Source organism: Nitrospina gracilis 3/211 (assembly GCF_000341545.2).
In the GTDB taxonomy this organism is placed as follows: domain Bacteria; phylum Nitrospinota; class Nitrospinia; order Nitrospinales; family Nitrospinaceae; genus Nitrospina; species Nitrospina gracilis.
Window position 1 is genome coordinate 549,630 of the sequence record NZ_HG422173.1, and the last position, 14,169, is coordinate 563,798.

At 58.8% G+C, this 14,169-nt stretch carries 14 protein-coding genes; 11 read left to right on the forward strand and 3 right to left on the reverse strand.

Features of this window, described 5'->3' with window-relative positions:
- The first annotated feature begins 97 nt into the window (after positions 1–97).
- From TX82_RS02575 to neuC, 6 genes are read left to right on the forward strand one after another with little or no spacing between them, the layout of a single operon-like run.
- Complete coding sequence (locus tag TX82_RS02575; protein ID WP_005006485.1) at positions 98–1,075, forward strand: Gfo/Idh/MocA family protein; 978 nt, start codon at positions 98–100, stop codon at positions 1,073–1,075.
- Positions 1,072–1,443 (forward strand): acylneuraminate cytidylyltransferase family protein, encoded by a 372-nt coding sequence (locus TX82_RS16460; RefSeq protein WP_222822951.1) that lies wholly within the window; start codon positions 1,072–1,074, stop codon positions 1,441–1,443. Before TX82_RS02575 ends, TX82_RS16460 begins: the two co-directional genes overlap by 4 nt.
- Positions 1,422–1,763 (forward strand): glycosyltransferase family protein, encoded by a 342-nt coding sequence (locus TX82_RS16465; protein WP_222822953.1) that lies wholly within the window; start codon positions 1,422–1,424, stop codon positions 1,761–1,763. Before TX82_RS16460 ends, TX82_RS16465 begins: the two co-directional genes overlap by 22 nt.
- Positions 1,750–2,559: an SDR family oxidoreductase gene (locus tag TX82_RS02585; RefSeq protein ID WP_005006488.1), complete on the forward strand. Its 810-nt coding sequence runs from the start codon at positions 1,750–1,752 to the stop codon at positions 2,557–2,559. Before TX82_RS16465 ends, TX82_RS02585 begins: the two co-directional genes overlap by 14 nt.
- Positions 2,553–3,599: an N-acetylneuraminate synthase gene (neuB, locus tag TX82_RS02590; protein ID WP_042250395.1), complete on the forward strand. Its 1,047-nt coding sequence runs from the start codon at positions 2,553–2,555 to the stop codon at positions 3,597–3,599. The genes TX82_RS02585 and neuB overlap by 7 nt, the downstream gene beginning before the upstream one ends.
- On the forward strand, positions 3,596–4,726 hold the full coding sequence (neuC, locus tag TX82_RS02595) for a UDP-N-acetylglucosamine 2-epimerase (protein ID WP_005006492.1): 1,131 nt from the start codon (positions 3,596–3,598) through the stop codon (positions 4,724–4,726). Before neuB ends, neuC begins: the two co-directional genes overlap by 4 nt.
- A gap of 10 nt (positions 4,727–4,736) precedes the next feature.
- On the opposite strand, the gene TX82_RS02600 is transcribed toward neuC, so the two are convergent.
- Positions 4,737–7,373, reverse strand: coding sequence for a YfhO family protein (locus TX82_RS02600; RefSeq protein WP_005006493.1), 2,637 nt, complete (start codon positions 7,371–7,373; stop codon positions 4,737–4,739).
- 107 nt (positions 7,374–7,480) lie between these two features.
- The gene (gene lhgD, locus TX82_RS02605) at positions 7,481–8,755 is read right to left on the reverse strand and encodes an L-2-hydroxyglutarate dehydrogenase (RefSeq protein WP_005006495.1); all 1,275 of its coding nucleotides are present in this window, start codon (positions 8,753–8,755) and stop codon (positions 7,481–7,483) included.
- 181 nt (positions 8,756–8,936) lie between these two features.
- Between lhgD and TX82_RS02615 the strand changes: the two genes are divergently transcribed.
- Positions 8,937–10,160 (forward strand): O-antigen ligase family protein, encoded by a 1,224-nt coding sequence (locus TX82_RS02615; protein WP_187291896.1) that lies wholly within the window; start codon positions 8,937–8,939, stop codon positions 10,158–10,160.
- Between the two features lie 68 nt (positions 10,161–10,228).
- Here the strand turns inward: TX82_RS02615 and TX82_RS02620 are convergent, their stop codons facing one another.
- Positions 10,229–10,834: a DapH/DapD/GlmU-related protein gene (locus TX82_RS02620; protein WP_005006506.1), complete on the reverse strand. Its 606-nt coding sequence runs from the start codon at positions 10,832–10,834 to the stop codon at positions 10,229–10,231.
- A 192-nt stretch (positions 10,835–11,026) separates the two neighbouring features.
- Between TX82_RS02620 and TX82_RS02625 the strand changes: the two genes are divergently transcribed.
- The 4 genes from TX82_RS02625 to def all read left to right on the forward strand — a co-directional run bounded on the left by TX82_RS02625 (position 11,027) and on the right by def (position 14,120).
- Entirely contained in the window at positions 11,027–11,869 is an 843-nt protein-coding gene (locus TX82_RS02625) for a glycosyltransferase family 2 protein (protein ID WP_222822956.1), read from the forward strand.
- 296 nt (positions 11,870–12,165) lie between these two features.
- The gene (locus TX82_RS17125; protein WP_371828204.1) at positions 12,166–12,924 is read left to right on the forward strand and encodes a glycosyltransferase family 4 protein; all 759 of its coding nucleotides are present in this window, start codon (positions 12,166–12,168) and stop codon (positions 12,922–12,924) included.
- Positions 12,925–13,065: 141 nt separating this feature from the next.
- Entirely contained in the window at positions 13,066–13,590 is a 525-nt protein-coding gene (locus tag TX82_RS02635) for a glycine cleavage system transcriptional repressor (RefSeq protein ID WP_005006518.1), read from the forward strand.
- 2 nt (positions 13,591–13,592) lie between these two features.
- A complete protein-coding gene (def, locus tag TX82_RS02640; RefSeq protein ID WP_005006521.1) occupies positions 13,593–14,120 on the forward strand; it encodes a peptide deformylase in 528 nt (175 codons plus the stop codon).
- The last annotated feature ends 49 nt before the right edge of the window (positions 14,121–14,169 follow it).

Here is a 14,169-nt window from a genome sequence, read left to right on the forward strand (position 1 = left end):
CTTCCCCTTCCCCATTGCCTTTCCGCCATTTCGCGTTATTCTAAACATTCATGTTTTTCTGAAAGAAACCACGAACCATGAAAAGTAACAGGAGACCATGCGCGCCCTGATCATCGGCACCGGGTCGATCGGTACCCGGCACGTGGAGAATATTCGCGAACTGTTTCCGGAAACGGAGTTTGTATTCCTGCGGCGGGAAGCGGTACGCGATGCCCTGGCCGATGCCTGCCGGGCGGAAGTCGTCGCCAATTTTTACGAAACCCTGCAACCACGTCCGGACTTTGCCGTGGTCGCGACGCCCTCCGGCCTGCACATGGACGCCATCACCCCGCTCATCGAAGCGGCGATTCCGTTCTACCTGGAAAAGCCCGCCGTCACCAGACAGTCTGACGTGGACGCCCTGCGCCGCCTGTTGAAGGAAAACAAGTTCAGCGGTCCCACGTTTGTCGGCTGCAACCTGCGGTTTCTGGAATCCATCGTGCGCATCCGCGATATTTTGAAAGAGGGTTCGCTGGGCACCGTGGTGCGAACGCAGTTGACCGTCGGTCAATGGCTGCCGGACTGGCGCAAGGCTCAGGACTACCGGCAGAGTTACAGTGCACGGAGCGACCTGGGTGGCGGGGTGATCTTCGACCTCATTCACGAATTCGACCTGGCGCGCTGGTGGTTCGGTGAGTTCGAACACGTCACCGGCCATTCCGGGAAATTCAGCATGCTCGATATCGATGCGGAAGACACCGCCACCATTCTGCTCAAAAAGAAAGAAGGCCCGCCGCTGGTGACGATCAACATGGATTACGTTTCCCGCCAGCCCGTCCGGCGGTACGAGCTGGTGGGCGACCGCGCCACCCTGGTCTGGGACCTGGGAGAGCGGACTCTGAAAAAAATCGGCGCGCGCGAAACCGAGATCATCGATTGCGGTGTTTCGGGCTTTGACATGGTGGATTCCTACAGAACGGCGATGCGGCATTTCATCCAGTGCGTCGAAACCCTGCAACCGACCTGCCTGGATGTCACCGACGGATTGAAAACCACCGAACTGGCCCTCAAAGCCAGGCTGGGAGTGGGCTTGTGACCACCATCGCCACCATTTGCGCCCGCGGCGGTTCCAAAGGGGTGCCCCGAAAAAACATCCGGCCCGTCCTCGGCCGACCGTTGATCGAATACACCATCGAACAGGCAAAAGCGTGTACGTTGATCGACCAGGTCTACGTTTCCACAGAGGATGAAGAAATCGCCGAAGTGGCGCGCCGGGCGGGAGCGGAGGTGCCGTTTCTGCGTCCGGCGGAACTTGCCAGCGACAACGCGGCGAAGATTCCCGTCATTCGGCACCTGGTGGACGGCGTTTCCAGACTGGGCGTGGATGTCCGCACCATTGTCGACCTCGATCCCACCTCCCCCTGCGCGAGGTGGCGGACATCGTGGCCTGCATCGCCCTGCTAGATGAGGAGACCGACGTGGTCATCACCGGATACGAGGCGGAAAAAAATCCCTACTTCAATATGGTCGAGCAACAGCCGGACGGTTATTATAAACTGGTAAAGACCCCCGAAGGAGCACTGGCGACCCGGCAGACCGCCCCGAAAGTGTTTGCCATGAATGCCTCGATTTACGTCTGGCACCGAAGCACCTTGTCCAAAGGGTTATGGGAAGGCCGCGCGCGGCTGCATGCCATGCCGCGGGAGAGATCGATCGATATCGATGCGCCCATCGACCTCAAGCTCGTTGAACTTTTGATGCAGGAAAAACGTGAAACATCCTGATCCCAATTTTTCCCTGGATGGCAAAACGGTTCTTCTTACCGGAGGCGCGGGCATACTGGGGAGCCGGTTTTCCCTGGCTCTGGCCGCAAACGGCGCGCGGGTGGCGGTGGTGGACCGCAATGCGGAAAAAGCGGACGAAGTGACCGCCGCGGTGAATGCCGTCCACCCGGACGCGGCGCGTGCGTATCCCGCCGACATCACGAACAAGGACGCGCTGGTGTCGCTCAATCACAAGATCGAGGCGGAGTTCGGTCTCGTGGACGTGCTCATCAACAACGCCGCCTTCAAGAGTCCCAATTTTTTCGAACCCTTCGAGACGTTTCCGCTGGAAGACTGGAACCAGGTGATGGAGGTCAACACCACCGGCGTCATGCTGGGGTGCCAGGTGTTCGGTTCCGCCATGGCGGAACGCGGGAGCGGCAGCATCATCAACACGCTTTCCATTTACGGCATCACCGCGCCGGACCAGCGCATTTACGAAGGGTCGGAATACGAAGGCCGGGCCATCAACACCCCGGCGGTGTACAGCACCAGCAAGGCGGCGGTGTGGGGCCTCACCCAATACCTCGCCGCCTACTGGGGCGGCAAAGGTGTGCGGGTGAACGCCGTCACCCCCGGCGGCGTGTTCAGCGGTCAGAACGATACGTTCGTTCGGCGCTACAGCCAGAAGGTTCCGATGGGGCGCATGGCCGAACCGGACGAGATGTGCGGCGCGGTGCTGTTTCTCGCATCGGATGCATCCTCCTACATGACGGGACAGAACCTGGTGGTCGATGGCGGGTGGACAGTATGGTAGAAAACAAGCGTTGCTTCATCATCGCTGAAGCGGGAGTCAACCACAACGGAGAGGAGCGGCTCGCCTTCCAGCTCATCGATGCCGCGGCGGATGCCGGAGCCGACGCGGTGAAGTTCCAGACTTTCCGCGCCGACAAACTGGCCACCCCTACCGCCAAAACCACCGGCTACCAGAAACACCTGACCGGCCAGGACAGCCAGTACGAGATGCTCAAAAAACTCGAGCTCTCCACGCAATTGCACCAGCAGCTCAAGGCTTACAGCGAAAAACGGAAACTCGAATTCATGTCCACGCCGTTCGATCATGAATCGGTGGACTTCCTCATGAAACTCGGCATGAAGCGGTTCAAGGTGCCCTCGGGGGAAATCACCAACCTGCCATTCCTGGAGCACATCGCGTCGAAGGGCCTGCCCGTCATCCTGTCCACAGGCATGGCGACGCTGGAAGAGGTGCATGACGCCGTGGAAACCATTCGCAGTACCCGCGCCCGTTCGGGGTTCCCGGAACCGCTGGCGGAGATGCTCACCATCCTGCACTGCACGTCCAACTATCCCGCCGCGTTCTCCGACGTCCACCTGAACGCGATGGTGACGTTGAACGCGGAACTCAGCCTGCCCGTCGGGTATTCCGACCACACGGTGGGGACCCTGCTCGCTCCGGTGGCAGTGAGCATGGGAGCGAGCATAATCGAAAAGCATTTCACGCTGGACCGCCACCTGCCCGGTCCCGACCACGCCGCGTCGCTGGAGCCGGACGAATTGAAGGAACTGGTACACCACATCCGGTCCATTGAAGAAGCGCTGGGTTCCAAACTCAAACAACCGACCGAATCCGAGTTGCCGGTGCGCGACGTGGTGCGGAAGAGCGTCACCCTTTCGCGCGCGCTCAAGGCGGGATCCATCATCACCCAGGACGACCTGGTGCTACTGCGGCCGGGAACCGGGATTCCTCCACGGGACATGAACAAGGTGATCGGTAAAAAACTTCTGATGGACTGCCCCGCCTTCCACACTCTGTACTGGCCGGACCTCGAAACATGAGGAAAATTCTCTACGTTACGGGCACCCGCGCCGATTTCGGCCTTCTTCGCTCCACTCTGGAGAGCATTCACCACGATCCGGATCTCGACCTCGCGCTCTGCGTCACCGGCATGCACCTGTCCGAACACTATGGGAACACCGTGACGGAAATCGAGTCCAGCGGACTGCGCATCGCCGCACGCGTGCCGGTGGCACTGGATGAAACGTCCGGAGCCGCTATGGCCCGTGCCCTGGGATCGGAACTCATCGGCATGGTCGATGCGTTTGAATTCGAACGGCCGGATGCGGTGCTGGTGCTGGGCGATCGCGGGGAACAGCTTGCCGGCGCCCTGGCAGCGGTCCACCTCAATCTTCCCGTAGTCCACCTGCACGGCGGGGAGCGGTCCGGGACCGTGGACGAACCGGTGCGCCATGCGATTTCCAAACTGGCGCATTACCACTTTGTCGCCACCGAAACATCTTTCGATAGACTGGTGAAAATGGGTGAGCGCAGGGATCGCATCTTCATTACCGGGGCTCCGGGACTCGACGGCTTGAAAGAACTGGCCCGGCACACACGCAAAGACTTGTGCGCGGCTGAAAACCTGGACCCCGACCAACCCGTCGCGCTGGTCCTGTTTCACTCCGTGGTTCAGGAAATCGACAGCATGGCCCGGCAGACGGTGCACCTGATGGAAGCGTTGGTGGACAGCGGTGTTCAGGCCGTGATCCTGCTGCCCAACGCGGATGCGGGGGGCAACCATATTCGCGGCGTCATCGAGCAGTACCGCAACCGGAAGGATTTCCGCGTGCGGGTGCACATGCCGCGCGAGGAGTTTGTATCGTGGCTGGCGTGCGCCGATGCCATGGCGGGCAACTCCAGCAGCGGCATCATTGAAGCGGCGAGTTTTGGACTGCCCGTGGTGAACATCGGCACCCGGCAGGCGGACCGAGAACGCAACGCCAACGTGATCGACGTCCCCGCCGAAAAAGAGGCGATTGGTGACGGATTCCGCCGCGCGCTGGAATCGGATTTCTCCGGCATCGAAAACCTGTACGGAAAAGGCGACGCCGGGAAACGCATTGTCGAACTGCTAAAAACCATTCCTCTCGATCCCGCCATCCTGCAAAAATTCAATACCTACTAACCTGGCCAAATCAGGAGGGGGTGCTCGCCTCCAGTGGGGTGTCCTTCATGGCCGTGCGACCCCCAGGCAAACGGATTCCACTCAGCCACCACAGAAATCCCGCTCCGCCCAACAAACCTGTCACGATGTGCAGGATAACGAGATTCGGATAAAAGGACCGAAACTCGAATTCCACCGTGTGTTGCCCGGACGGAACGGACACCGCCTGAAAGTTGGGAGACACGCGCTTGATGGGAACCGCGTTTCCGTCCACGGTCGCGGTCCAACCGGGATGATAATTTTCCAGACGCAGCAGGTAGGCGTCGGAAGGCAGGTCGAGGTCCACCGTGACCCGGTTGGAACCGGGGTTGTGACGCTGGATCAGGGTCCCTCCCTCCTCAACCACAGCCTGGCTTTTCTTCGCTCCGCTCTCCACCAGTTGCACGCTGGAGAAAAGGGAAATGTGGGCGGCGTCGATCACCAGTTTGAAAAACGGCTGGGTGACCGGTTGCTGCAGTCTGAACGTATAATAGTGATGTGTCTTGTCCGGAACGGCCTCTTCCAGCTTAAGCTCCTGGACAATCTGCCACGAGCGGCCGTTTTCACTTTGCCACACTTCCACGCTCCCGCCTTTCCAGGAGCCCAGCCACGGCCAGGATTTGATTTCCAGTCGGTCCGGAGAAAATCCTTCCTCGATGGAAAATGAAAACCAGACCTGCGCTGTTTCTGCATCCCCCGCTTCCCCGGCCTTCTCCGACCTGCCACTCATACCGGTGACCTGCATCACCGGCCGATCCAAATTCAGTATTTTTTTCAAAGCGGGAAACACCCGTGTCTCCGGATCGGTATGGTTTCCGGCGGGAAGAGCGTAGAACAGGTTCCCCGCCGCCTGTTTGAGCTCAAGGTTTTTGTGATAGAAGGGATTGGCGTAAGCAACCTCTTCATCGAGGAATCGCTGGTGTAACAAAAACCAGGTCAGGTCCTTTTGCAGCCAGAGCATGGTGTCGGGAAACTTGTTTGCCCAGATGGCTTCCTTGTTGTAGGTGGATTTCATATATTGCGGGACGGGAATACTTGCTTCCGGCCGGACCTGCCAGGTTGCAGGGTACACAATGGGGTCCATCGTGTACTGGCGGGGATAATCGAATTTGCCCCAGAACGGACTTTGGGGTAGCGGGTGTTTGCGCGTGACGTCGATGAGGTCATACGCATGAAACGACAGCAGGACCGCCAAACATGCGACAGAAGCCCCCGCCTTCGGGATCCACCGGCTGGCGGCAAAAAGAATCAGTACCATGCCCGCCAGCATGAATTTCATCTGAAGGCCCATCGTCCACTCATCCCAGAAGAGTCCCGCCCAGAAGACCGCTCCCAGCACCACCGCCAGCGTTTTTCTAAGGGGGGTGGCTCCGCTGCTTTTAAGAGACATCAAACCCGCCAGCGAAACCGTCAGCAGGAAAAAAGCCGCGAGGCGCGCAAACATGAACGTATGCCTCAGGGTGTCCCCGAGCGGCAGGAAACCCCGCAACCACTCCCACAGGGGCAGACCAAAAATATCCTTTGCGGAAATCACAACCAGGAACAGGGACAGGATCATGAACAGACGGTTGCCTCCCACCATCAGCGACGCCACCACGGCAATGCAGGGAATGAGTCCGATGTAATAAGCGCTGTGCAGGTCCGTCATGCTGGTCATGCGTGGGTGGATCAGCATGCTGTAGGCGGACCAGGGCACCGACACCCCCTTTTGATGCGTGTAGTCGGTTGTCTTGGCATCGTTGGTGGAATATCCGCGGGTGGGGGAGGCGTAATCCTGGATCTCCGCGTAGTTATAGAACATGGGGGCCGCCGTTGCAGCCATCAGCAGCAGCGCCGGCGGGATCACCCACAGTTGCTTTCGCAGCGTCAGTCCCAAAGAACGCACCTCGGCGCGTACGGACACGTCTTCCCGCAATCCCGCCGCCAACCAGGCCGCGAGCAAAAACATCAATAACGTGTAGGCCATGTAGGTCGGGATGTAATAGTTGACCGACATCCCCAGAAAAACCGCAAACAGGAGAAGCGGCGGCCACGTGCGTTCCCGGTAATACTTGATGAGAAAGAACAGCATGTAGGGAAGAAAACTCAGAACGTAAATCACCACGCCCTGTCCGAGTTCCACAAAAAACAAGCCGCCGAAGAGCAGGGTTGTCATTCCAAGCAGGCAGACCCAGCTGTCCCGGTACAGCAGACGGAACAGCAAAAGCGCCCCGGTGCAGATGTTGAGATGCCCGAACGTCCAGATCAACTTAAAGTTCTGCGTGGAATCAAAGGGCAGGCCCAGCGTTTTGAACAGCCAGGCGAAAAAAACCGAAGGCAGGGAGGAAAGGACATTGTGGTAGAGCGCAAACGGCTGGCCCGCGCCGATAAAGGGGTTCCATCCCAAAGGTTCTCCGCTGTACACCCATTGCTGAATGATGGCCGACCATCCTTCCAGGTTCCACGCGGTGTCGTGGTAGGTCATCCGGTCGCCGGCCACAATGTCCCAGTGAAGCCACAGGAACAGAATATAGAACGACAGAACGATGGGGGTGAGTCGGCGGGTATGCGGCCAGGCGAGGACGGGACTCAGCACCATGAACAGGATCACGCCCAGGGCCAGAAAGATTTGGGAATCAGGGGAACTCAACCGGTCTCCTCTTTTTTGAAATCTGCGTGCACACCGTTTCTATTAATGTAAGGGTGGAAGGAGCAAATGAAAAGGACTAAGAGAAACGGGCTTTTGCAAAGCTGGAGCTATGAATTGGATTCCCCGCGATATTGATCGATGCGGTCGCACACGTGCTCGGCGAAAGGAAACGCGCAGGTGAAGCCAGGAGAGACGGCATTGAGGATGTGAAGCGAACGGGCGTCGCCTTCCAGCAGGAAGTCCATCACCAGCGAGGGTCCCCGCAGGTCAACCAGTTGCGCGCGAATGCCGGGGGCGCCCCAGGTTTTGTACTGACCCGGCCGCACACCGCGCGCCATGCGCGCCGCCTGGCGAACCATGTACGGGGCGTACTGCTTTTTCATTTCTTCCAGCGCCAGCCGACGGAAATCGAAATCCGCGTGCAGGGCCAGGCTCAACTGGCGCAGGCAGATGTCCGCCATTTCCCACAATTTGAAATTTTTGAATCCACCGTAATGTTCCCGCCAGAATGCAGGAATGGCCGTCGGCCCGATCTTGGCGCGTCCGTCCACCGTCACCGTGAAATGAACTCCGAGGAACGGTTGCTTCAAATCCGGTACCGGATAGATGTGGGTTTGAAACGCACCTGGCGGTTCGCTTGAATAGAGATACAATCCCTTGAAAGGCAGGATGCGGTAATGCTGCGAGAACCCGAACTGCTGCGCCACGGAATCCGCATGCAACCCGGCGCTGTTGACGACGTAGCCGCACTCGATGGAATCCTTCTCCGTGGTCACCACTCCGTTTCGCCAGCCCGCGAATCCCTCGCCCAAGCGCAATTCGATGCCCGCATCGATCACCTCCCGCTCCAGCGCGCCGAGCACCTCCGAAGGGTTGACGGTGGACGTGGTCGGTGAAAACAGGGCGCGTCCGCAGGTGCGCACGCGCGGCTCGATCTTTTTCGCTTCGTCTTCCGTTACCGGCTCGAGCTGAACGCCGTTGACCCGGGCACGGCGCAGGAGTTCGTCCAGACCTTCCAGCTCGGATTCGTTCTTGGCGACGACCAGCTTGCCGCATTTTCGGATGGCCAGCCCGCGTTCCTCGCAGAATTCGGTCAGACGGCGGTTGCCGTCGCGGGTGAAGCGGGCCTTCAGGCTGTCGGCGGTGTAATAAAAACCCGCGTGCAGCACCCCGCTGTTGCGGGTGCTCGCGTGCGCCCCGCACCGCAATTCCTTTTCCAGCACGACCACCCGCGCACCGGGAAACCGCCGCTTCAATTCGCGCGCCACCGACAGGCCGATGACGCCGCCTCCAATCACCACGTAATCCGCAGTCATGAGTTCCACGCGAAAAATGAGAGAGGACCGGTTCGCTTCCAATACCACTCGACGAAACGGGCGCATCATGGTATCCAAAACCAAACAGGCTGGCAAAGGAATTCCCCCGCAACCGCTTCAATTCCAATTGATCCCCTATGGCAATTGCGTTATTTTTGTCAGGATTCATCCCGCTCGTTTCATAAGCAGCGAGCCGCCAACCCCGGCCCGGGTCCGCAAGGCGCCCTCATCCCTTTCCCCCGACTCCATGGCCCGATCGACAGACATTCTAGACCGGATCCACATCGCGGGCTTTTTTCTCTTTCTCCTCTTCTCACCGTTTTCCATATCGCTGGCCACCATCGCATTGTTCATCGGTTTCCCGGCCTGGGCGTTGCGCCACATCCTTTCCCAAAGCTGGAATGAAATGCGGTTTCCCCTGGCAGTGCCGTTCCTTCTGTTCATCGCCGCATCCACGATTGCCATTTTCACCGCGCATGCTCCGGCCGTGAGCGCGGTGCAGGCGAAAAAGTTCGGCGAGCCCCTGATCGTTTTCTGGACGCTGAACACCCTGCTTTCCACCGCACCGCAAAGAGTGATTGCCGACCTCGCATCCTGGTTGCGCAGCCGCAATGCCGAAAGCCGCCTGGCCACTCGCGTATCGAAGTGGGTCTCACTGGATACCCCCGCGCTGTGCGTTGCGGTGCTGGGGCTGGCAGCGGCGGTATCCGGTCTGATCGGGTTCTACCAGCACTTTGTTGCCATCGACGTGTACGGGCCGCGCGCCCGGGGTCCGTTCGGCTCCGTCAACACCTACGCGCAGATGATGATGCTGAGCGGGCTCCTCCTCGCCTCGCGGGGATTGTTCTTCAAGGACCGGAGCGTTGCGGTGGGTGTCGCATTGGTTTGTATCGCCGGGGGCCTGGTGTGGACGCTTTCGCGCGGCGCGTGGATGGGATTTCTAATCGGGTTGGGCTTCCTGCTGTTTATCCGCAACCGCCGCATCTTTTTTGGCCTGGTCGGCGCCACGGTGGTGGTCGTGGCTCTCCTGCCCGGCCCGATGCAACGCAGTCTCCTGAATTACGAACTGGATGCCGAACGCAACCTGTTCCTGTTCGACCAGAGCATGCAGGACCGCGTTAACATCTGGCGCGCGTCGGTTGAAATCTTCCAAGATCACCCGTTGACGGGGTGCGGGTTTCGGTGCAGCGTTGAGATTGCCGACCAGTACCCGCACCATCCCATACTGAAACGTTTTCGTGCCGCACACAGCAACGTTCTTCAACTGATGGTGGAAACCGGTGCGATCGGCCTCGTCGCGTGGCTGGGTATCTGGTTTTTTATTTCAGGTATGCGTTTCAGGGATTCGGCCGGGTGTGGCAGAACCCCGCTTCAGGATGGCCGCGGCTGGGAGGAATGGCGGCGGTACTGGCGTTTCACACTTACGGTCTGGTGGAATCCAACTTCTTTGACTCGGAAGTCGCCATGCTGACCTATTTCATGATGGGCCTGAGCCTCGCGCACCCAACGCCAGCCGGCGATGGGGAATACACGGCCTGATCAGCGGTTGAACTCCATCTTCATTTTTCGGCCCATTTCACGAGTGAGGGGAAACACCTTGGCCGGCCGGCCGGATGCCATGCACAGGGGGGGGATGTCCTCCGTCACGGTGGTGCTTTCAAGGATGTAGCAATCTTCCCCGATATTGACTCCCGGATGGATCACCGAATGGGAACCGATGATCACCCGGTTGCCGATGACCGTGCCGACGTTTCCCATGAACTTGCGGGGAACTTCCTCCGTGTGACGTCCGAAGCTCAACACCACATCTTCACCCAGTATCACCTGATTGCCGATGATGACATCGTGGGGCACGTAGGACCGTGCACCGATTTTCACGCGGTCGCCGATCTGCACGTTGCCTTCGATGATGACCCCGTTATCCAGTTCCACATCATTTCCCAACCGCGTGTTGCCGCGCACCACCACGCCCTTCCCGGCGTGGAAGTTATCGCCGATCACCACGTCCCCGTAAATCAGGCTCATGGAGCGGATCACCGCGTTGTCGCCGATGCGCGCTTTCAGGCAATGATCCCGGTACTGGAAACCGAGGCGGACCCGGTCCTCGATCAAGCAGTTACTGCCCAAAGTGGCATAATGTTCCATATTCGAAAATAAATGAATGGCGCTCTCCGCCCGTACCGGTCCTTCATTCCGGTACGATACAGACCCTTGCCGGGTGGTTCCGGCAATCCAAATGTCTGTTTACTTGGTTGGGGTTTCCTTTTATGCTGACCTCACTCGGTCACACGATTCCGCTCCGCCGGTGCGGATCTAACTTGCGACGGAAACATGGACTTGACGTTCATCATTGTAACCTACAATCATGGTGACTGTCTGGACAAATGCCTGCAATCGATCCATGATTCTGTAAGGGACGAACAATACGAAGTGCTGGTGGTGAACAATGCCCGGCGCGACCGGTTGGGCGATGTTGAAACCCGCTTTCCGAAAGTTCGCGTGACCACCAACGCGCAAAACACAGGCTTCGCCCGGGCCTGCAATCAGGGGGCAAAAGAAGCGCAGGGCGATGTCCTGGTGTTTCTCAATCCGGATGCCCGGCTGCACGAGGGGGCGGTGGATGCATTGAGGCATCAACTGGAATCGGATCCGGGGATCGGCATCGTTGCACCAAAAGTGCTCAACCCGGACGGAACCGTGCAGGCGTCATGCCGGCGGTTTCCGCGTTTGGGGACGGGATTGTTTAATCGCCGTTCGTTGCTCAGCCGGTGGTTCCCCGGCAATCGTTTCACGCGTGAATACCTGATGCTGGACTTCGATCATGCGACCACGCGCGACGTCGACTGGGTATCGGGGTGCTGCCTGATGATCTCCCGGGATCGATTCCGGGAACTGGGTGGATTCGACGAGCGGTATTTTCTGTTTCATGAAGACGTGGATTTGTGCCGCATGGCCTGGCAGGCCGGGTACCGGGTGGTGTACCATCCGGAAGCGGTGGTCACCCACGATACCGGGGCCAGCAACCGCAACCTGCCCGCCATGGTGATCGTCAAGCGCCACCGCGGCATGGCGCATTACTGGAAAAAACACATGCGGCCCAATCCCGTGGTTTACGGACTGGTGGGCATGGCGATCGGTCTGCGCTGCCTTTTGCAACTGATGGGTTCGAGGTGGAAGTGATGTCCATCAACTCTCCCATTTCACTGGAAACACACCTGTTGGCGTTTGCCGGAACGCTGGGCGCGTCCCTGTTTCTCACCTGGTGGGTGACACAGTTTTTAAAAGGCACGCATCCCCTCGCACAGTTTCTCCTCAATCATTCCCGCGCCCACAAAGACCAGGAGGAAGTCAGTCCCTTTGGCGGGCTCGCGGTGATCGCCTCTTTTCTTTTCGTTTTGTGGTCGTGTTTTTATCTAGGCGCCCTGCACAATCACTACATGACGTCGTTTCTATTGCTGACCGTGGGTGTGCTGGCCATGATCCTTCTGGGCTTCGTGGACGACCTGGTGAATCTGAAAGCCCGTTTCAAACTGGTTATGCAGATACTCATCGCACTGTTCCTGGTGCTCAATGGGATGAAGGCCAACCAGGTTGGGGTTTTGGATTGGGCCTGGCTGGGCGCCGGGTGGACACTGTTGTGGATTGCGGGCATCACCAACGGCTTCAACCTGGTGGATGGCCAGGATGGATTGTCCGGAGGTCTGGCTTTTCTCACCTGCGGATTTGCGGCGATGGTGTTCTGGGACCGGGGTATTTATGAAGCCTCGTTTCTGGCCGTCCTTCTGGCGGGCAGCGTGCTCGGTTTTCTGTTCTTCAATTTCCCCCCCTGCAAAAATTTACCTCGGCAATACGGGCAGCCTGCCTCTGGGCCTCCTGGTATCTCTTATTTTTGTCAGCGTCTGGACAGGCGGGTTTCAGGACGAGGTGTATTTCATCCTGCCCATTTCCATGCTGGTGGTGCCGATCAGCGACACGGTGTTTGCTTTCTTCCGTCGTATTTTCAAGGGGGAAAGTCCCTTCTCCCGGGATGCCGACCACCTGCACCACCGGCTGGCGAAACTCGGCTTCACCCCTCGACAGTCCATCTCCATTCTGTTCGGGGTGACGCTGTATTTCGATCTGATCACGCTGATTTACACACACAATATCGACCGCATTCCGTTTTTCACTCCCCTCTTTCTGCTGTTTCTGGTATTGAATGTCAGCCTTCTGATCCTGACGCTGATTCATTTTGAATACACCCGGAACGGGGATCGCCTGTTCATCCAGCAGCTGATGCCCCGTCCCTACCCCCTGATCGGGTGCCTGGTGGTACTGAATGTCGGGTTTTTCATCGGAACCTGGTGACGGTTGAGTCTGTTTGAATCGAGGGGTCCATGGCAAACTGGTACATGCTCACATTGGTAGGACGCGACGGGCCGGGCATCGTCGCCGCCGTCAGCCGGGTTTTGTACGAAAACGGCGGCAACATCGGCGAGGCCAGCATGGCACGGCTGGGCGGCAACTTTTCCATGATGCTCATGGTGGAATGCCCGCTGGAGTTGAACGAACTGGAAACGCGCCTCCAACCCGCGGTCGAGCCGTGGAACCTGATGGTGCACCTCGATGCCATCGACGCCGACCTGCATCATCACGTCGAGCCGGACGTGAAGATCAGCATCTACGGGGCGGACCGTGCGGGGATCGTCGCCGCCGCGACGAGCGCACTGGCGGAAGCGGGTCTCAACATTTTCAACCTCGAAACCGACGTCGGCGGCACCGAAGCGGAACCCATCTTCATCATGCACATCGAGGGGGTGGCCGAACGCGGCCTGCCGCCGCTGGAGGCCGCCTGCCAAACCCTGTCCCGCGACCAGCAGGTGGAAACGCATCTGTCGCCAATCGACACGCTGATGGGGTGACGATGGCGGTCCTGCCAGTTCTAACGTATCCCAACCCCCGGCTCAAGCAGATTTCCAAACCGGTGGCGGAAGTGAACGACGAGGTACGCGCGTTCATTCGTGACCTGGAAGAGACCATGCGCGCCGGGCCGCCTTCGGTGGGTATCGCCGCGCCCCAGGTGGGGCGGCTGGAGCGCATCGTGCTTCTCGACGTGTCGATGAAGCCAGACATCCGGCATCACGGCCGCGTGGTGCTGATCAATCCGGAGTTCATTCAGCAGTCGGGAAAGACCAAGGGGCGCGAGGGGTGTCTTTCGGTTCCCGATTTTCTTGGCAACGTGGTGCGCTCGAAGAAGATCATCATCCGCGCGCTGGATGAGGCTGGGGAAAAACGGGTGTATGAGATGGAAGGCTACGAGGCTCGCGCGGCACAACACGAAATCGATCACCTCGATGGAAAACTGTTTCTCGACCGCCTCGTCAGCCGCCGCCACGATCTGTTTTCCCGTAATTTAAATCCAGATACTTCTTGCGAGGGCCAATCCGTGTGACAAATACGCTCCCGGTTTTTAATACTAATTGGAATGTGAACCTTATATA

Excerpts from the sequence above, each read along its gene's own strand:
- TX82_RS17125 (WP_371828204.1), top strand. The coding sequence starts at position 12,166 with ATGATCCTTCTGGGCTTCGTGGACGACCTGGTGAATCTGAAAGCCCGT.
- TX82_RS02635 (WP_005006518.1), top strand. The coding sequence starts at position 13,066 with ATGGCAAACTGGTACATGCTCACATTGGTAGGACGCGACGGGCCGGGC.
- lhgD (WP_005006495.1), bottom strand. The coding sequence starts at position 8,755 with ATGCGCCCGTTTCGTCGAGTGGTATTGGAAGCGAACCGGTCCTCTCTC.
- TX82_RS02615 (WP_187291896.1), top strand. The coding sequence starts at position 8,937 with ATGGCCCGATCGACAGACATTCTAGACCGGATCCACATCGCGGGCTTT.
- def (WP_005006521.1), top strand. The coding sequence starts at position 13,593 with ATGGCGGTCCTGCCAGTTCTAACGTATCCCAACCCCCGGCTCAAGCAG.
- TX82_RS02575 (WP_005006485.1), top strand. The coding sequence starts at position 98 with ATGCGCGCCCTGATCATCGGCACCGGGTCGATCGGTACCCGGCACGTG.
- neuC (WP_005006492.1), top strand. The coding sequence starts at position 3,596 with ATGAGGAAAATTCTCTACGTTACGGGCACCCGCGCCGATTTCGGCCTT.
- TX82_RS02620 (WP_005006506.1), bottom strand. The coding sequence starts at position 10,834 with ATGGAACATTATGCCACTTTGGGCAGTAACTGCTTGATCGAGGACCGG.
- neuB (WP_042250395.1), top strand. The coding sequence starts at position 2,553 with ATGGTAGAAAACAAGCGTTGCTTCATCATCGCTGAAGCGGGAGTCAAC.